The 18,469-nt window shown below is 69.0% G+C and carries 16 protein-coding genes and 1 pseudogene; 6 read left to right on the forward strand and 11 right to left on the reverse strand.

The annotated features are described in order from the left end of the window. Positions 1 to 214: 214 nt before the first annotated feature. Entirely contained in the window at positions 215 to 985 is a 771-nt protein-coding gene (locus tag D473_RS0103745; RefSeq protein ID WP_017607753.1) for a class I SAM-dependent methyltransferase, read from the forward strand. Positions 986 to 1,028: 43 nt separating this feature from the next. On the opposite strand, the gene D473_RS24135 is transcribed toward D473_RS0103745, so the two are convergent. The 4 genes from D473_RS24135 to D473_RS0103765 form a co-directional block, all read right to left on the reverse strand. Beyond that, complete coding sequence (locus tag D473_RS24135) at positions 1,029 to 1,790, reverse strand: alpha/beta fold hydrolase (RefSeq protein WP_017607754.1); 762 nt, start codon at positions 1,788 to 1,790, stop codon at positions 1,029 to 1,031. Then, complete coding sequence (locus D473_RS0103755; protein WP_026126570.1) at positions 1,790 to 2,608, reverse strand: exodeoxyribonuclease III; 819 nt, start codon at positions 2,606 to 2,608, stop codon at positions 1,790 to 1,792. The genes D473_RS24135 and D473_RS0103755 overlap by 1 nt, the downstream gene beginning before the upstream one ends. A gap of 48 nt (positions 2,609 to 2,656) precedes the next feature. Beyond that, complete coding sequence (locus tag D473_RS0103760) at positions 2,657 to 3,676, reverse strand: tyrosine-type recombinase/integrase (protein WP_051042952.1); 1,020 nt, start codon at positions 3,674 to 3,676, stop codon at positions 2,657 to 2,659. Positions 3,677 to 4,842: 1,166 nt separating this feature from the next. After that, complete coding sequence (locus tag D473_RS0103765; protein WP_017607757.1) at positions 4,843 to 5,883, reverse strand: acyltransferase domain-containing protein; 1,041 nt, start codon at positions 5,881 to 5,883, stop codon at positions 4,843 to 4,845. A 118-nt stretch (positions 5,884 to 6,001) separates the two neighbouring features. Between D473_RS0103765 and D473_RS0103770 the strand changes: the two genes are divergently transcribed. Next, a complete protein-coding gene (locus D473_RS0103770; protein WP_017607758.1) occupies positions 6,002 to 7,621 on the forward strand; it encodes an AMP-binding protein in 1,620 nt (539 codons plus the stop codon). Between the two features lie 27 nt (positions 7,622 to 7,648). Here the strand turns inward: D473_RS0103770 and D473_RS0103775 are convergent, their stop codons facing one another. Continuing rightward, positions 7,649 to 7,945, reverse strand: a complete 297-nt coding sequence (locus tag D473_RS0103775; protein ID WP_017607759.1) for a 4a-hydroxytetrahydrobiopterin dehydratase — start codon at positions 7,943 to 7,945, stop codon at positions 7,649 to 7,651. Between the two features lie 475 nt (positions 7,946 to 8,420). Here D473_RS0103775 and D473_RS0103780 point away from each other — a divergent pair, with 475 nt between their 5' ends. Then, complete coding sequence (locus D473_RS0103780) at positions 8,421 to 8,750, forward strand: DUF742 domain-containing protein (RefSeq protein WP_017607760.1); 330 nt, start codon at positions 8,421 to 8,423, stop codon at positions 8,748 to 8,750. A gap of 60 nt (positions 8,751 to 8,810) precedes the next feature. Here D473_RS0103780 and D473_RS0103785 read toward each other — a convergent pair whose 3' ends face one another. The 5 genes from D473_RS0103785 to D473_RS0103805 form a co-directional block, all read right to left on the reverse strand. Then, positions 8,811 to 9,305, reverse strand: a complete 495-nt coding sequence (locus D473_RS0103785) for a hypothetical protein (RefSeq protein ID WP_017607761.1) — start codon at positions 9,303 to 9,305, stop codon at positions 8,811 to 8,813. Between the two features lie 194 nt (positions 9,306 to 9,499). Then, positions 9,500 to 10,267: a sulfite exporter TauE/SafE family protein gene (locus D473_RS0103790; protein ID WP_017607762.1), complete on the reverse strand. Its 768-nt coding sequence runs from the start codon at positions 10,265 to 10,267 to the stop codon at positions 9,500 to 9,502. Between the two features lie 188 nt (positions 10,268 to 10,455). Further along, positions 10,456 to 11,085, reverse strand: a complete 630-nt coding sequence (locus tag D473_RS0103795) for an alpha/beta hydrolase (protein ID WP_017607763.1) — start codon at positions 11,083 to 11,085, stop codon at positions 10,456 to 10,458. Beyond that, a complete protein-coding gene (locus D473_RS0103800) occupies positions 11,085 to 12,032 on the reverse strand; it encodes a ring-cleaving dioxygenase (protein ID WP_017607764.1) in 948 nt (315 codons plus the stop codon). The genes D473_RS0103795 and D473_RS0103800 overlap by 1 nt, the downstream gene beginning before the upstream one ends. A 146-nt stretch (positions 12,033 to 12,178) precedes the next feature. Next, positions 12,179 to 13,402 (reverse strand): MFS transporter, encoded by a 1,224-nt coding sequence (locus tag D473_RS0103805; RefSeq protein WP_017607765.1) that lies wholly within the window; start codon positions 13,400 to 13,402, stop codon positions 12,179 to 12,181. A gap of 70 nt (positions 13,403 to 13,472) precedes the next feature. Between D473_RS0103805 and D473_RS0103810 the strand changes: the two genes are divergently transcribed. After that, on the forward strand, positions 13,473 to 14,411 hold the full coding sequence (locus D473_RS0103810) for a LysR family transcriptional regulator (RefSeq protein ID WP_017607766.1): 939 nt from the start codon (positions 13,473 to 13,475) through the stop codon (positions 14,409 to 14,411). 52 nt (positions 14,412 to 14,463) lie between these two features. Here the strand turns inward: D473_RS0103810 and D473_RS0103815 are convergent, their stop codons facing one another. Next, the gene (locus tag D473_RS0103815; RefSeq protein WP_241474700.1) at positions 14,464 to 16,200 is read right to left on the reverse strand and encodes a serine/threonine-protein kinase; all 1,737 of its coding nucleotides are present in this window, start codon (positions 16,198 to 16,200) and stop codon (positions 14,464 to 14,466) included. A 761-nt stretch (positions 16,201 to 16,961) separates the two neighbouring features. On the opposite strand from D473_RS0103815, the gene D473_RS0103820 reads away from it, so the two are divergent. After that, on the forward strand, positions 16,962 to 18,026 hold the full coding sequence (locus D473_RS0103820; protein ID WP_017607767.1) for an endo-1,4-beta-xylanase: 1,065 nt from the start codon (positions 16,962 to 16,964) through the stop codon (positions 18,024 to 18,026). Positions 18,027 to 18,121: 95 nt separating this feature from the next. Further along, positions 18,122 to 18,390, forward strand: a pseudogene (locus D473_RS26315) (alpha/beta hydrolase); the annotation flags it as partial. Between the last annotated feature and the right edge of the window lie 79 nt (positions 18,391 to 18,469).

Below are 18,469 nucleotides of genomic sequence, written 5' to 3' on the forward strand. Positions count from 1 at the left end.
ATTGTTGTGGGCCGCATCCTGGTGCGGCATCTGACTCCTGCTCACCCGCACAAGCCTATGAGCCCCCACACCCCACACGTCCCATCACCCCACACACAAACACCCGCCCCTCGGCCGTTACCACGACACGCCCCACCCACACCACTACACAAAGCAATCACACTGCTACATTCAGCACGCGTTTTTGTGCACACCCCGACCCCGAAAGGCCCGCATGACCACCACCCCGGCCGCCACCATCAACCTCGACCACATCACCACCCTCTACCGCACCCACCGCGACGACCTCGCCCGCGCACGCGAACACATGCGCGCCCACCACCTGGCCGCCGACCCCACCATGACCCCCCAACTCGACGACATCGAAGCAGAAATCACCTACCTGCTCCTACGCGAACACCAACCCCGGAACGTCGTCGAGATCGGCACCTACTACGGCTGGTCCACCACCTGGATCCTCACCGCCCTAGCCCACAACGGCACCGGCCACCTCCACTCCTTCGACATCCTCGACCACGCCCCCCGCCACGTACCCGACGACCTCGCCCAAGACCGCTGGACCTTCACCAAAGGCGACGTACGAGCCAAGATCGCCCACATCCCCACCCACACCGACTACCTCTTCCTCGACGCCGCCCACAACGGATGGTTCGCACGCTGGTACATCAACCACCTGCTGCCCCTGCTCGACCCCCACATCCCCATCAGCGTCCACGACGTCTTCCACCAGCGCTACGCCCTGCCCTTCACCGAAGGCGCCTTCGTCCTCAAATGGCTCACCAACAACACCACCAACTACTTCACCGCCTCAGCCCCCCGCGCACCCCGCGCCCACCAACACCTCAACGACCTCAAAACCGAACTGGGCCTGAACGAACCCATCCGTACCAGCGCCACCAACCCCATGATCTTCTTCCGCATGCCCCAACGCCCCCGCCCCGGCTACAGCCTCAACACCCCACCCCAACGCCCCGACAACACCTGACCCCCACCCACAAAAAAGGGACCAGGGCCCAGAGAACACACCCTCACGAGCTCTCAGCACCCGGACCCAACCGCCGCCCACGCTCCCGAACCCCCTCACGCACCGACACCACATCAGCCGCATCCGCCACGATCCGCGAAAAATTCGCCGGCTGATCCAAACTCACCATGTGCCCCGCCCGCGGAACATTCACCAAACGCCCGTCAGCACACGCATCAAAAAACTTCTTCTCATGAATCCGGAAATGATCACGCGCCCCGTTGACCAACCACACCGGACCCTCATACGAAGCCAAAGCCGACAACGTATCCAACCCCTGAACCTGATCAATGACCGCAGTAGCCGCCTCCACAGCCAAACCACCGTCCAACACCGCCTCCGCCGCACCATCACGCAACGTCAACCGATGAAAACGCTCATTGACCGCCGCACCCCGATCCGGCAACCGATCCATCAACACCGACGGAATCCGATACACCTGCGCCAACGCCTGAGCCGGCCTGGCCGTACAACTGGCCGCCACCAACCCCGCCACCCGCCCCGAAGACGCACCAGCAGCAGCAATCGAAATGAACCCGCCCAAACTCAACCCACACAACAACGCCCGACCGCCCACACCATCGATCGCACCCAGGACCGCATCGACCGCCCCACCCAGCGAGAACTCCTCACCCCGCCGCGAACCATGCCCAGGCAGATCCGGCGCCACCACACGCCGCCCCTCAGAAGCCAACAACTCCACCTGCGGCCGCCACATACTCGACGACAACCGCAACCCGTGCACCAGAACGATCGGAACGCCCATCACGCCCCCTCCAACTCATAACGCACCGTCACCGGAGCATGATCGGACCACCGCGACCCGTGCTCGGCCGCACGCTCCACGCGAGCCGACACCGCACCCCGAGCCAACCCCGCCGTAGCCATCTGATAATCAATCCGCCAACCCGCATCATTATCGAAAGCCCGCCCCCGATAAGACCACCACGAATACGGGCCCACCTGATCCGGATACAACCCCCGCACCACATCAACCAACCCGGCCCGCTCCAACACCCGCCCCAACCACGCGCGCTCCTCCGGCAAAAACCCTGAATTCTTACGATTACCGCGCCAATTCTTCAGATCAGCCTCCGTGTGAGCAATATTCCAATCCCCACACACCACCAACTCACGCCCCCGCGCACACGCCTCCGCCGAAGCCCCCACCACATAAGGCAGGAACGCCTCCATGAAACGCTCCTTCTCCTCCTGACGCGGCGTACCCACCTCACCCGAAGGCAGATACAAACTCGCCACCGTCACCGACCCCAGGTCCACCTCCACATACCGACCCGCATCAGCGAACTCACTCACACCAAAACCCACACGCACCGCATCGGGCTCACGGCGTGAATACACCGCCACCCCCGCACGCCCCTTCGCAGCAGCCGGACACAACTGCACATGCCACCCCTCAGGAGACAACACCTCAGCCGACAACTGCCCAGCCAACGCACGACTCTCCTGAACACACACCACATCAGCGCCCGTGCCGGCCAACCAGTCCACGAACCCCGGATCCTTCTTGGCCGCCGCACGCAGCCCATTGACATTGACAGTGGAAATCTCGATGCGCCTCACACACCAAAGACTAGGACCTCACCCACCCAGACCTCACCCACACCCGCTCTACTCATCAGCAGCCAACTCCCGCAACACCCCATAAGTACGGTTCACCGAAGCCGCCTCACGCCGCGCCCCCTCACTCACCTCGATATAAGCCTGCGACGAAGACACCGACGCATGCCCCAACAAATGCATGATCTCGGTGACCGAAGCCCCGTCCTCGGCCAACCGCGTCGCGAAAGTGTGCCGCAACGCGTGCACCAACGTGCCCCGCGCCACCCGATCACCCACCCCCGCATGCCGATAACACTGCTGCACCAAATACTGCAGACCCCCGCGCCGCAACCCCCGGCCACGGTTGTCCACCAACAACGCCTCCTCATCACGCACCGCACGCCCGAACCGCCCACGCCGCGAGACCAGATACGCCTCCAACAAAGCCTCCAACGGCCCCTCGATCGGCAACACCCGCTCCGAGCCGCCCTTACCCACCACCCGAACCCGACGCTCCCCGGGCCGACCACTGACCGCATCCACCCGCAACGACAGCATCTCCGCCGACCGCATCCCCGTCAGCAACGCCAACGCCAACACCGCCAGATCCCGCTCCGGCCACGGATCCCGCGCCTTACGCGCCCCCTGCGCCAGAGCCCGCAACAACTGCTCCGGGGTGTCCTCACCCCGCAACGGCTTCGGAGCCGCCGAACGCACCCTCGGCCGCGGCACCGCCGACATCGGATTGCCCGCCAACACCTGCTCAGCCACCCAGAACCGAAAGAACCCGTTCCACGTCGACCACGCCCGCACCACACTCGAAGCAGCCCGCTCAGCAGCAAACTCCGCAAACGCCGACCGCAGCACCACCACCTCCAGCCGACCCAACTCCACCTCTTCGGGCCGAACCTGCACCACACGCGCCACACACCCCAGCACCGCATGCAGATCCCGCCGGTAGGCCGCCACCGTGTGCGCCGAGGGCTTGGCCGCACCCCGGGCCCGCAAATACTCCTCCACCAGATCGACCACCCGATCACCGCCGCGGCGGCCCGACCCGTCTGCGTCCTCGTCGTGTTGCACACCCATACCCCACAGCATCCCCCATCGGCCCGCCCCGGCCCCACCCGCACACAGATCCCGACCGCGCCGCGCCCCAGGCCCAGGAAGAGGGGGTGTGCGCAACGGTCACCGCGGGGGAGCGGACCCGGGGCGGGGGAGCACCCACAGCGTTCGCACAGCGAACATATGGCGGGTGCCTGGAACTGAGGCAACGGGGCAGGGGAGGGCCGAGGAAGATCCGGCAAGCAGCAGACCGGGGGAGCGGGTCGTGCGCACAGCGAACGTCGGCGGCTCTCTCATGCACGGAGCAGGGGAGGACGCCGGCGCCGAGGGGCCAGGGGAGAAGGTCGACCGGCCGAGTCGATCACGGCGAAGCGGTCACGACACCACCGAGAAACGCCCAAACAGCCGCAAAGCTCACAAAATCATGCATAACACAGTTTATGCATGAAACATGACAAGAAGGGGCTAGGGGCTAGGAGTCGCCCGGCGCAGAGGACCGGAAGCCCGCACACACCTTCCACCAACACCACCCCTCAGGCCACAAGAGACGCACACCCACACGCCAGGACGCATCCCCACAGAACCCGCAGGCCAGAACACAAGAACCCCACAAGACCTGCGGAAACACCAGGCACACCGAACCAGCCGATCAGCGCCCACAGAACACACAGAGCCACACAACAGACAGCCACGAACCCCAACGGGCCACCGAGCCGAACACACGAGAGCGCGCAGCCTCCCACACGGCCCGCCCGCGCCACAGCGGCCCACAGAGCAACAACACGCACAGAACGCGCGGGCCCAGCAGCCGCCCACCCCTTCTCCCAGCCCACACACAACGCCGATAATGCACATTATGTCAAGTAAAGCGGATCAAAGACACCACAACCCCTACCCCACAGGCCACCCAGCACCACACCCACCACCACACCAACACCAACCCAAAACCTCACCCACCCATCACAACCCCGACCAAAACACTCACACCCCCACCCCGCACCTGCCTATGCTGCCCCCTATGCTCATCCACCTCATGTGCCGCTCCTGCCTGGGCAGCGGAACACGCGTGGACCTCCACGCCCACCGCGACATGGGACAAGCCCTCGCCAGACGCCCCTGCCCCGACTGCCACGGCAACGGCCACCACACCCAACCCGCCACCACCCGATAACACCCGAACCACAACACACCTACGACAACCGCACCCAACCCGTCCTCACCCACCACCGACCACCCCGCTCCAACCGATCCACCACCGCACGCTCCAACCGCGTCCCACGCGGAGCACGCCCCACATCCACCTCCGACATCCCAAACACGAACCGAAACACATCCGCCTCCCCCGCACGCCCCTCACCCACCAACGTGAACCGACGCTGAAACGCCACGATGTTGGAACCCTCCCCCAACACCTCGGCCCACTGCGGATCCAACAACCACGACGTACACGTAGCCACCACCGGATCCAACCCCAAACACTCCCGCGCAAAAGCCCCCGCACGCCCCAACGACTCCTCCACACCCGCCGGATCCAACCCACCCGACGGAATGTGCAACCGCAACACCGGATCCCCCACACCCATCCCCGCACCCAACCCGGCCGCCTCCCGCGGCCCATACCACTCCACCCCCGCCTCACACACCAACCGCGCAGGCTCCAACTGCAACGCCCCCACCCAGAACAAACGCCCCCGAAACTGCACAGCCACCCACCCCGACGTCTCCAACGACAACCACCCCCACATCCGACGCGACCGCGCCACCTGCACCCCCACATCCGCCAACGTCGCCACCGTCACCGAACGCGGAACCCCCCACCGCGCCTGAACCGCCAACTGCGCCGGCACCATCGCCGCGAACGCCCACAAAGACGCCACCCGCACACGCCGATCCCCGACCCCCACCAACGTCGGCCACACCCGAAACTCCCCCACCGGCAGCTCCACATCCGCCCACAACCGCCGATACATGCACTCCACCACGTGCCACAGCTCCGGCGACCACTCCCCAACAGACCCCCCACGGCCCCCACCGGCATCACCCGGCCACAACGCCTCCACCTCGGCACGATCCCGCTCCGCCAACCCGAACATGTCCAACACAGCGGCCGCCTCCGCACCCGTAGGCACCCGCAAAGGCCACTCCGGAACCGGCAACCGCTCCGCCTCGGCCAACCACTCCCCCACATCCGGACCCAGACCGAACCGTTCCACCACAACGCTGCTCTCCATGCCCCCATCCTCCAACCACGTCAACCACCCACGCGAGTGAGGTCACCCTCACAATTGGGCATAGTGTTGACGTACACGGCCCCGACCCACCAACCACCCAGAACGAGGACCACCACCGATGCCCGACCCCGCACAGCGCGTGGCCGACTGGCTCGCCACCTACGACACCCCCACCACGTCAGTGGCCCACCTGCTCTGCGACCGCCACGAACCCCACACCACCGCCATCACCGAGGTCGGCCCCACCCTCGCCCCCACCACCCTCACCTTCGGAGAGCTCACCGAACGCTCCCGCGCCCTCGCCACCGGCCTGGCCGACCTCGGCATCGGCCACGGCGACCGCGTGGCCACCCTCCTGCCCAAAGGCATCGACCTCACCGTGACCGCCCTGGCCGTGTGGCGCCTGGGCGGGGTCCTCGTTCCCCTGCTGTCCTCCTTCGCCCCCTCCGCCGTCAACGACCGCCTCCTGGGATCCAACGCCCGCCTGGTCGTGTGCCTGGACGAGCACCGCGGCAAACTCGACCCCCACCCCAACACCACAGACCACCCCACCTGGCAGATCGCGACCGTGGGCCCCGAACCCACCCGCGACGGCGACCACACCCTGAACGAACTCTCCCGACGCGGCACCGGCCCCGCCCCCGAGGTCGCCGTCGGCGGCTCAGGCACCATCGCCGTGGCGTTCGTGTCCGGACTCGCCGGACCACCCCGAGGCGTGGTCGTTCCCGCCCGAGCCCTGGCGGCGATGCACTCCTACCACCACTACGGCCTGGGGGTGGAGGACGAGGACGTCTACTGGAACACCTCCGACCCCGGCAGCGCCTACGGCCTCTACCACGGCCTCATCTCGCCGTTGCTGGCCGGACACGGATCCCTGGCACTGCGGGCAGGCTTCTTCGACCCCGAACTGACCCTGGACGTGCTGGGCATGTACCAGGTCACCAACCTGGCCACCGACCCCACCACCTACCGGACACTGAGGGCGGCCACCAAGACCCTGCCACCCGAGGTCATGGTCCAGCGCCTCTCCAGCGCCGGTGAGCAGCTCTCCCCCGAGGTCATCGCATGGGCCGCCGACATGTTCGGTGTTCCGGTACGCGACCATTACGGACAGACGGAGCTGGGCTGGTGCGCGGGGGCACCCAACGGCGATACCGGGGAGCAGGACCAGCCCCTGGCCCCGGGGGCGGTCGGCGGATCGCTACCGGGGTGGCGGATGCGTGTACTGGAGGCCATCAGCGACGAGCCCGCTCCGGTGGGCGCCTACGGACGTGTGGGGGTGGACCTGGCGGAGAGCCCGTTGGCGTGGTTCACCGGATACCTGGACAACGAGGCGGCCTCGCAAGTGCGCTTCACCCCCGAGGGTGACTACTACCTGACGGGCGACACCGGGATCCTGGACCGTGAGGGGCGGCTGCACTTCTCCACGCGCGACGACGGGGCGATCCTCACGCACGGGTACCGGATCGGGCCCGCGGAGGTGGAATCGGTGCTCAACGAGCATCCGGCGGTGGATGAGTGCGGGGTCTACTCGCTGCCCGACGAGATCGCCGGGCAGCTGGTCGGAGCCCGCATCGTGCCGGCGAACGGGTTCGAGGCCGGCGACACATTGGCCGAGGAGCTGCGTGAGTGGGTGCGCTCGCGGTTCGCCCCGCACGCGGCGCCCGCAGAGGTCGAATTCGTGGCGGAGCTGCCGCGTACCGCCTCGGGCAAGATGCGGCGGGCCCGGTTGCGTTGACACCGCTCCCCCGGGCCCGCCGGCGGGTCAGCGTTCGTGGCCGGGCACGAGCTCGTCGATGCGGGCGGCCAGGGACAGGTCCTTCTCGGTCAGAGCGCCCTCGGAGTGGGTGCTCAGAGCCAGGTGGACCTTGTTGAAGCGGATGTCGATGGCGGGATGGTGGTCGGCCTGCTCCGCGGCCTGCGCGATGTCGTCGACCAGGGCGATGGCCTGGGTGAACCCCGGGAGCCGAACGGTACGTCGGATGACGGGGGCCGAATCGTCGCGTTCCCAATCCTGGAGCCGCCCCAGGCCTTCGTCGATCTGTGCGTCGGTGAGTTCCACGGGAACCTCTCCCCTCGTGTGTGGTCAGCCGTGCGCTGTCCTACCCAACGGGTATCGAAGGGTCCCGTGTGCAACGTGAACCCCTTGTAATTGGTGCGGCGTAGCCGCGCGATTGTGGTGGTGTTGCTTTTCTCTGGAAAAGCCAGAGCTCCTTTACGTTGTAGATTTTAAACTGGCCGAACTCGGCCCCACCCCCTCCCGCCTGGGATGATGCTCCACCTCGACCCCTGCCGCGCCCTGTAGGTCTTGCGTGTTCGGGTTCTGCGACTGTTCACTCTGGGAGACCCCGGTCACCTCAGGCGGGGACGCCCCGTTCCCGCCGCTTCTCTCTCCCCCCTGGAAGCGAGACCATGTCCCACGAGCGCCCCAGAACCCCTCTGCCTTCCGAGAGCGCGTCCGCCCCGGCCCTTCCCTCCCCTGCCAGGGCAGCCGCCCGGTGAGCCGCCCCCTGTGGCCCCAGGAACCGGGCCCCGAGATGAATGTGATCCGGCCCTACTCGTTGACGGACGGGCGCACCCGCCCCTCACGGTCGGATCTGTCCCTGGCCGCACAGGTGGTGTCTGTACCGGCGGTGGAGGAACCGCAGGTGGAGACCGAACTGCGCGAGATCCTGGCGATGTGCGTGTATCCGCTTCCCGTGGCGGAAGTGGCGGCACGGTCCGCTCTGCCGTTGGGTGTGGCGCGGATCCTGATGTCGGATCTGTTGGACCAGGGCCTGTTGATGGTGCGCGAGGCCGGGCCTCCGAACGAGCGGCCGAGCCTGGACACGCTGCGGCTGGTTCTGGAACGCATCCGCGAGATCTGAGGCGCAACGGCCAGGGGGCCACCGGGGCCCGGTCGGTTTCGAGCGGGTCCCGCGGCCGGGTCAGGCGATGTCGTCGTCGATGGCGAGCTTGAACTGAGCGTGCACCAGGCGGCCGCCGGCGTCGTCGTTGTGGGCCACCATCAACGCCAGAGGTGTGTCCGGGTCCACGAAGATCTCGTGGTGCTTGGTGAAGCACTGCATACCGGGGCCGGGGACACGGTGGTCGGTGGCGGTGGAGTCGGCACCGCCGGCCAGCTCGAGGGGATCGCGCACGAAACGGTCGCGCAGCTCGCTGTAGTCGCCCGCCTCCCACTGAACCATGGCGATCAGGCTCGCCCAGCCGGCGACGGAGGGCCAGATGAGCCCGGAGCGCTCCTCCTCGTCCCAGCCCTCGATGATGTGGCCGTCGGGTTGGCGGACCTGATGCATCCCGTGGACGTCGGAGGATTCTGCGGCCCCGAAGGGGAACCGCACGACGTGGTAATCGCCGTCGGCGGGCACACTCTGGTCGAGGTCGCGGATGAGGGAACAGATGTGCAGTGCCAGGGCAACCAACTCCTCGCTCGGATGCTTCGGGCCCCGATCATTCCACGGGGGACCCGCCCTCGTCCGGGGGTCGGGAAGATCGCCTCGACCATCCGATGATTCGGAGGCTGAAGTTTCGTTCTGACTCTCCCTGGCCGGTGAGGGTTCAAGAGATTCGGACGTATTTGCCTTCTCAACTGCCGTTCCTGTTACCCGACAAGGGCTCAGGCGAACAGGTCCCAGCCCATGCGCAGGAGCAGGGCGAGCACGACGACGAGCAGGACGGCGCGCACGAAGCCGCTACCGCGTTTGAGTGCGCTGCGAGCACCGATCTGGGCACCCAGGATGGTGCACACGGCCAAGGTCAACCCCAGGAGCCAGTCGACATGGCCGCCTACGGCGAAGACGGCGAGAGCACCGAGGTTGGTACAGGCGTTGACGATCTTGGCCGAGGCGGAGGCGGTGACGAAGTCCAGGCCCAGGACGGCGGTGAGGGCGATGATGAGGAAGACCCCGGTGCCGGGTCCGATGAGGCCGTCGTAGAAACTGATGCCCAGACCGGCCAGCGCGATGGTGGCCAACAGGCGGTTGCGGGTGCGCAGGCCGGGGTCGGAGGCGGCACCCATGGTGGGGCGGAAGTAGACCATCAGGGCCACACCGGCGAGCACGACCATGATGATGGGCTCCAGGACTTCGCTGGTCAGTGCTGTGGCCAGGCCCGCGCCGAGGCCGGATCCGACCAGGGCGAGCAGGGCCGTGGGAACGACGACGCGCAGCTGGATCCTGACTTTGCGGGCGTAGGTGAGGGCGGCCGAGGTGGTGCCGAATACCGAGGCGAGTTTGTTGGTGCCCAGGAGGGTGGCCAGGGGCGCGTTGGGTGCGCCCACCAGGAGGGCGGGCAGGAGCAGGAGCCCTCCTCCCCCGACGACGGCGTCGATCCAGCCGGCGGCGAGGGCGACGGTGAGCAGGAGTCCGAGGATCTCGGGTTCCATGGGTCACCGCCCCGGGGACGGGAGTGAGAGGATCATGGGTTCTTTCCTGGCGGGGGTGCCAGAGGTGGGGTGTGTTCTGTCGAGAGGAGATTACACAGAAATGTCGCTTTTACGATGTAGATTCAAATAGGGATGCAGGGCGGTGGTGACGTCCGGGACCAAGGGACGTCACCACCGCCCGAGAAGGCTCAGAAGCCGGAGGCGGAGAACCAGGAACGTGCCTCTGCCAGGACATCGGGGGCCAACTGGTGGCCTCCCGGGTGCTCGCGTTCGCTCAAGCGCGCTCCGCGCTCACGCAGCTGCCGGCCCAGCAGGCGGGCCTGGCCGATGGTGGTGATGGGATCGGCCACACCCGAGCCGAGGAAGACCGAGGTGGCACTCAGATCGACCGGGTCGGGCTCGCGCCCCTGCAGGGGTGCCCCACCCGCGAAGAGAGCGGCGCCGGCGACCAGGCCGGGGTGGAGCAGCAGCAGGGCCGCTCCGGTGTTGGCACCGTTGGAGAACCCGCTGACCACGATGCGGCCGGGGTCCAGACCGTAGGCCTGGGTGGCCTCATCGATCCAGGTGGCCAGCTCGCCGGTGCGTTCGATGAGGTCCTCGACGTCGAAGACCCCTTCGCGCAGGCGGCGGAACCAGCGGTTCATGCCGTTCTCGTCCACCGTGCCGCGCGGGGACAGCAGCGCCGCGCCGGGTGCCAGGGCACGGCCCAGGGGCAGCAGGTCGTGTTCGTCGGCTCCGGTGCCGTGCAGCAGCAGGACGGTGGGGGCATCGGGCTCGGTGGCCGGTTCCCACACGTGTTCGTAGTCCTTCAGAGCCATCAGCGCACCTGCAGCTCGGGCAGGGACGCGGCGATCTGTTCGCGGCGCGGTTCCAACCAGGGCGGGAGTTTCAGGGAGCGGCCCAACTCCAGCAGGGGCTCGTCGTAGTCGAACCCGGGTCCGTCGGTGGCGATCTCCAGGAGCACTCCTCCGGGTTCGCGGAAGTAGATGGAGGTGAAGTAGCTGCGGTCGCGGATCTCGGTCACACCGACCCCGTCCTGGGCCAGGTTCTGGCGCCAGGACTCTTGGGTCTGACCGTCGGGTGCGCGGTAGGCGACGTGGTGAACGGTGCCGGCGGCGACCAGTCCGCGTTCGGCGCGGGGACGGGCGAGCACGTCGACGATGGTGCCCACGCCCTCGGTGGCGGCATTGGTGCGAAAGCGCAGGCGCCCCTGGTCCTCGCTCTCCAGACGGAAGCCGAGTTGACCGTGGAGCATCTCGACGGTGCCGTCCACGTCCTGCTCGGTCAGGGTGACCGAGCGGATACCGCGGATGGCGTGCTGGGGCGGGACCGCTCCCCCGTCCCAGGGTTCGGTGTCGTGGTGGTCGGCGCCGGCGGCGAGTTCGATGAGCAGGCCGTCGGGGTCGCGCAAGGTGAGCACGTCCTCCTGGCCGCGTTCGGTGGGACGGCTGGTGGGCACGTCCAGGGCGGCCAGGTGCTGGGCCCACCAGCCCAGGGAGCCTTCGGGCACGGAGAAGGTCGTGGTGGTGGCCTGTCCTGCGCCGATGCGGCCTTTGGGGGCGTCGGGCCAGGGAAAGAAGGTCATGATGGTGCCGGGGTTGCCCGCGCGGTCGCCGTAGTAGAAGTGGTAGGTCTCCGGGGAGTCGAAGTTGACGGTGCGTTTGACCATGCGCATGCCCAACGCGTTGAGGTAGAAGTCGGCGTTGGCCTGTGGGTCGCTGGCGATGGCGGTCACGTGGTGGATCCCCGCCGGGCGCACATCCATGTCGTCTCCGTTTTCCGTGGGGCTCGCCGGTTCTCGGCCCCCTCATATAGTTGAATTTTAAACTACACCGGGTGGCTCTGTCCTCCCCACCCTGCCCGCGGTCAGCCCCTCTGTCGCCCAACGCAGCCCCAAGGCCGCTTGTGGCCTCAGTCCAGGCGGCGCAGACGCAGGGCGATGAGAGCGGCCAGCACGGTCAGGCCGACCGCGAAACCCAGGGCCCCGTTCCAACCCACGGCGTCGTAGACCAGACCACCCATCCAGCCGAACAGGCTCGATCCCAGGTAGTAGCACAGGGTGTAGATGGCCATGGCCTGGGAGCGGGCGCGTACGGCCCGTGTGCCCACCCAGGCCGAGGCGGTGGCGTGGGCGCTGAAGAAAGCGAAGGTGAGCACGAGCAGGGCGCCGATCACCACCGTCAGGAAGGGGGCGGCCAGGGCGGCCGTCCCGGCCACCATCAGCGCGCCGGCCGCTGTCAGGACGGTGTATCCGCCCCAGCGCACCGTCATGGACCCGGCCGCGGCCGAACCGGCCATGCCGGCGGTGTAGGCCAGGAACAGCAGGGAGGCGGCGGCCTGGCTCAGCCCGAAGGGGTGGTCCATCAGGCGGAAACCCAGCAGGTTGTAGACGGTCATGAAGGCGCCCATGAGCAGCAGGGCCTGGGCGTACAGGGGCAGTAGTCCGCGGGTGTTCAGGGCGGCGCGCAGGCGTGAGGCCGTGCCCCCTCCCCTGCCGCCGTCGGTGCGGGAGGTGGCGGTGCCGGCCCGGGCACGGGGCAGGACGAGGACGAAGACGGCCAGGGCGAGCAGGCCCAGCAGGGTGTTGGCGCCCACGCCCCACTGCCAGCCGCCGTAGTCGGCGGCCATGCCGGCAAGCAGGCGTCCGCCCATGCCGCCCAGGGGGTTGCCGGCGATGTAGAGGCCGGTGGCGCGGGGCACGTCGGCCGGGTGGATCTCCTCGGCCAGGTAGGCCACGGCTGCGGCCGGGACCCCGCCCAGGGCGGCGCCTTGGAGGGCGCGCAGGGCCAGCAGCAGGACCAGGTCGCTCGCGAAGGGGGCCGCGCAGCCCACGAGGGTGGCCAGGAGCAGGGACAGGGTGATGACGCGGGCGCGGCCCAGGCGGTCGGCCAGGCCGCTCCAGACAAGGGTGAAGCCGGCCATGCCGCCGGTGGCCAGGGAGATGGCCAGGGCGGCCTGGGCGGCGGTGGTGTCGAAGCCCTGGGCCACGGCGGGCAGGATCGGTTGGAGCGACCACAGTTGGGCGAAGGTCGCCACGGCTGCTGCGATCAGGGCGATGACCGTGCGCCGGTAGGCCGGGGTACCGGCTCTGGGGCGTGAGTCTCGGTCGGGTGTGGATGTGCTGGTCACGGTCATGATTCCACGCTAGAAAGGCGCGTTTTCATACGTCCAATGCATGATTTTCCGTTGATGCATACTGTTACGTATGGATTCTCCTGAGGTGGACCGTTTTCTGGGGGCGTTGGTGCCCCGCCTGCGGATGATCACGGCGGTGGCGCGCACCGAGCACATCACCCAGGCGGCCGAGTCGTTGCGGATGCCCCAGCCCACTCTGAGCAGGTCTTTGGCGCGGCTGCAGGAGGAGTTGGGGTTGGCGCTGGTCGAGCGCACGGGGCGGGGCGTGCGCCTGACCCGGGCGGGGCGGTTGCTGTTGCCGCACGTGGAGCGTGCCTTGGAGGACCTGACCCATGGGGTGTCGGAGATCACCGGTGGTGAGCAGGGCCGGGTGGCGCTGTCCTTCCTGCCCACCCTCGGGGTGGAGGTGGTTCCGGCGCTGCTGCGCGGGTTCCGGGTCGAGCACCCCGGGGTGCGCTTCTCCCTGAGCCAGGAGCCGTGGGCGCAGTCGCTGCGGCGGCTCTCGGCGGGCCGGGCGGACCTGGCGCTGACCTCTCCCCTGCCTTCGTCCCCGGGGCTGGCCGCGGCGGTGCTGCACACCCAGGCGCTGCGGTTGGTGGTGCCCGAGCATCACCGGCTGGTTTCCACAGGGGCGGCGGAGGTGCCGTTGGCGGCGGTGCCTGAGGAGTTCATCCTGCTCAAGCCCGGGCGCGGGGTGCGGCACCTGACCGACCGGCTGGGTGAGCGTGCCGGGTTCACGCCCCGGGTGGCCTTCGAGGCCGACGACATCGCCACAGCGCGCGGGTTGGTGGGTGCGGGGTTGGGGGTGTCGGTGCTGCCTGCGCGGCCGGAGGGCCCGTTGCCGGGGACGGTGGAGCTGGGGATCGCCGACGGGCAGGCCGAGCGCCCCATCGGGTTGGTCTGGCCCGTGGCGGGTTCGGGGGGCGGATACGAGCCGCCGGCGGTGGGATTGTTCCGGGACTACGTGCGCCGGGTGGGGCCGCGGGTCATCCCGGACCTGACCGGGTGAAGGGCGGGCCCGTGTGTGCCGGACCCGCCCTTCACCCGGTGTGGGGCCGTGGTCAGGACCAGAAGCCGAAGCTGTACAGCAGCCCGTTGGTGGCGGCGATGACGGCCAGGGCCAGTACCGATCCCACCACGTAGGAGGTGCGCAGCGACCGGATCAGGTACTCCAGCGAGACCAGGTTGTTGAGCAGGAAGTAGCCCAGCATCGTGGCGTGCCAGAAGGAGTCCATGGACAGCGGCTCGAAGTAGGAGGGGGTCCCGGTCCACACGTCGGTCTCGGTGGTGAACCAGGACCAGGCCAGGGCGGCCCCGTACCCGAGCGGGATCTGGATGAGCGGCAGGACCAGCAGGGGCAGGAGTTTGACGAAGCTCCACAGGCCCGGCTGTGCGGCGCGGCGTGCCTGGGCCTGGGCGCGGCGGGTGGCCTCCTGTTCGGCGCGCAGGCGTTCGCGGTGGGCGCGTTGTTCCTCCTGCCTGCGGCGCTGGTCCTCCTGCTGTCGGCGTTGTTCTTCCTGGCGCCGGCGCTGCTCCTGCTGTGGGCGGGCCTGGTCCTGCCGGCCCTGCTGCCGGCCGGTCCGTGAGCGCGGTTCGCCGTACAGGTCCGCGTAGGGGTCCTGGTTCTGGGCCCCCTGCCCGTACTGGGCGGTGGGCGGGCTCTGCTGTTGGGTGGCCGGCAGGGGCGCTGTGCCCTGGGGGCCCTGCTGGGACCGGCCCATGACCGAGGTGGCGTCGTCGGCGCCCTGGCCGGTCTGTGCGTCTCGGGGCGCGGCCTGGGTCCGGGCGTCCTCGCCCGGGGCGTGTGCGGCCGCGGCGCCGGCGGCGGCCCCTGCGGCCCCGCCCAGGAGCGCGGCTCCGCCCGGGCCCATCCCCTGCTGGGTGCGCTCGTGTGCGGCGGTCTCGCCGGCGGAGGTGGCCAGAGCCTTGTTGACCTGGGCGACCTGTTCCTGCACCCCGGACATCACCGCGGGGGGCAGCCAGGCGGTTCCTGCGGGGACGTCGCCGACGTAGTCGAGGATCTGGCCGGGTGTGGGGCGTGCGTTCGGGTCCTTGGCCAGGCAGGCCGCGACCAGTTGGCGCAGGTTCTCGGGCAGACGGCTCAGGTCGGGTTCGTGGCTGATGATGCGCATGACCATCGTGGGCATGTTGCCTTCGCCGAAGGGGCCGCCTCCGGTGGCTGCGTAGGACAGGACGGCGCCGTAGGCGAACAGGTCGCTGGCGGGGGTCATGGTCTCGCCCTGGACCTGTTCGGGGCTCATGAACCCGGGGGTGCCGATGACCGACTGGGTGGCGGCGGTGCCGTCGGTGGCGCGGGCGATGCCGAAGTCGATGACGCGGGGCCCGTCCTCGGCCAGCAGGACGTTGCCGGGTTTGAGGTCGCGGTGGATCAGTCCCACGCGGTGGATCTCGGTCAGGGCCTCGGCCAGTCCGGCGGCCAGTACGCGCACGGTGGGTTCGGGCAGGGGCCCGTGGTTCTGGACCGCATCGTCCAGCGGGAGGGAAGGCACGTAGGAGGTCACCAGCCAGGGGACCTCGTCCTCGGGGTCGGCGTCGATGACCGGTGCGGTGAAGGCGCCGCTGACCTGGCGGGCGGCGTTGACCTCGCGGGCGAAGCGCTCGCGGAAGGAGGCGTCGGCGGCCATGTGCGGGTGGATGCGTTTGACGGCCACCGCGCGGCCTCCGGCGGAGCGTCCGAAGAACACCTGACCCATTCCGCCGGCGCCCAACCGGCCGATCAACCGGTACCGGCCGATGCGCTCCGGGTCGCTGCTCTCCAAAGGACCCAACGTCCTCAACCTCCGACTCTGCCGTGTCTGTCTTGCCTGCGGCTCCAGTGATCGTAGCCAACCGCGCGTGGTGCCGGGGACGCAGCGGGGGGGGCGCGGGGCGCGTCATCGGCCGAGGGCGCCGGGTCCGGGTGCGGCGTGGTGGCGGGGGTTCCCCCACGGTGTGGGCCCCGGTCGGCCCGCGGGTCTCGCGGGGATCCGGGCCGAGCGTGGCGGCGGTGCTGGTCGGACGGGTCCGGGGCGGGGACGGGACGGTTCCCTGGTGGCCGTCATCGGCCATCGTCGCCAGAGGCAGGACGGGGGCCGGTGCTGGGCTCTAGGGTCGGTGACATCACGAACAGGACATGGCAGGGACCTCCTCGGCGGGCCGCGCATCGAGGCCCGGTCGTGGACGGCGCACGCGGTCTCCTGGGCCCGGGCACAGCGCGCTGGTCACCTCGGGCGGCTGTTGTGCGTCGGCTCCGGCGGCTCGGCCCTCGCAACCGCCCACGCGCGGTTGCGAGGCGCGGACCCGCAGGTGCGGACGGCGCGGCATCTCGGGCGGGTCCGGCGGGCGAGGGCATCATGGGACGTGCTCTTCGACCGGTTGCCCGGTGCGGCGTCGCGGGTGTCGGCCGAACGGTTCCCGGGGTGGTGTCGCTGCCGCGGCGGTGCCGGACGTTGACGGTGCGGGGGTTGGCGGACTTCCCGGTGAAGGTGGGTGTGCGTTGGTGGCTCGGCAGCAGGGTGGAGCGGGGGCGCCGTGGTGGCGTCGCGGGGCTCTGGCAGCGGTGGCCGTGGGTGTGGTGGTGCTGGTGGTGGGCGCCGCGCTGGTGTTGGTGCCCTGGTCGGGTGAGCGGGAGAGCGATCACGCCGAGGGTGATCTGCGGCAGTTGGCCGATGCCCGGGGGATGGATCTGGGGGTCGCGGTGGCGGTGGATCCCTTGGCTCGGGACAGCACCTATCAGGACGTGGTCTCGGGCAACTACACGTCGATGACGGCCGAGAACACGATGAAGTGGTCGTTGGTCCAACCCGAGCGGGGCGAGTTCGACTTCAGCGGCCCGGACGCGCTGGTGGATTTCGCCGACGAGCACGGGATGTCGATGCGCGGGCACACGCTGACCTGGCACAACCAGCTGCCGGAGTGGTTGGCCGAAGGCGAGTGGGAGGAAGAGGAGCTGCGCGAGGTGCTGCAGGAGCACACCGAGGCGCTCCTGGGGCGTTACCAGGGCCGGATGCAGGCCTGGGACGTGATCAACGAGCCCTTCCAGGACGACGGGCCCGAGCTGCGGGAGAACCTGTGGTTGGAGGCGATGGGCGAGGACTACATCGCCCACGCGTTGTGGACGGCCAACGCGGTCGACCCCGACGCCGAGCTCTACATCAACGAGTTCAACGTCGAGGGCGGCGGGGCCAAGTCCGATGCGTTGTACGAGTTGGCCTCGGACCTGTTGGAGCGGGACGTGCCCTTGCACGGGATCGGGTTCCAGAGCCATTTCCTGCACGGCCAGGTGCCCGATGACCTGGTGGAGCAGATGGAGCGTTTCACCGACCTGGGGTTGGATGTGGCCGTCACCGAGCTGGATGTGCGTATCCCCGAGCCCGTGGGCCAGGAGCAGATCGAGGAGCAGGGCCAGGAGTACCGGCAGGTGGTACAGGCGTGCCTGGAGGTGGAGCGCTGCCCGGGTGTGACGGTCTGGGGCGCGGCCGAGCACCATTCGTGGGTGCCCGAGTGGTTCCCGGGGACGGCACAAGCGTTGCCCTTCGATGAGAACTACGTTCCCAAGCCGGCGCGCAGCGGCATGGTGGACGCGCTCAGCCGCCGACGGCAGGGGCGCCGCCCTTCGCGGTGAGTGGCGCGGGTTCCAGCGAGGTGTTGGAGCCTGAGAGGCTCTTGTGCTCGACAGTCGGAGACGCCGTGGCCCCGCCCCCCTTTCGCGTCCGAGCCGGCCGCCGTGTTGGAGCGCACGGGGCGGCGGCACGGGCGGAGGACCTGTCGGGGTTGCCTCCGGCGTTCTTGGACGTGGGCGCGGCCGAGACGTTCCGGGACGAGGTGGTGGCCTTCGCCTCGCGTATCTGGCCGGTGGGCGGGCACGCGGAGCTGCACGTGTGGCCGGGGGCCTGCCACGCCTTCGACGAGCCGGCCCGCAGGCGTCGGTGAGCAGGGCGGCGGTGGTCCAGCGCCTGCCGTGGTTGTTGCGGGTACTGGGGCGTTGAGGGTTTTGCGTCTTCGTGTCAGGGCCTGGTGGTCGGCTGTGGCTACAGCCGACCGCGCCCTTGACGATGTAGATCCATG

Origin of the sequence: Nocardiopsis xinjiangensis YIM 90004, from assembly GCF_000341145.1 — a bacterium.
Taxonomy (GTDB): Bacteria; Actinomycetota; Actinomycetes; order Streptosporangiales; family Streptosporangiaceae; genus Nocardiopsis; species Nocardiopsis xinjiangensis.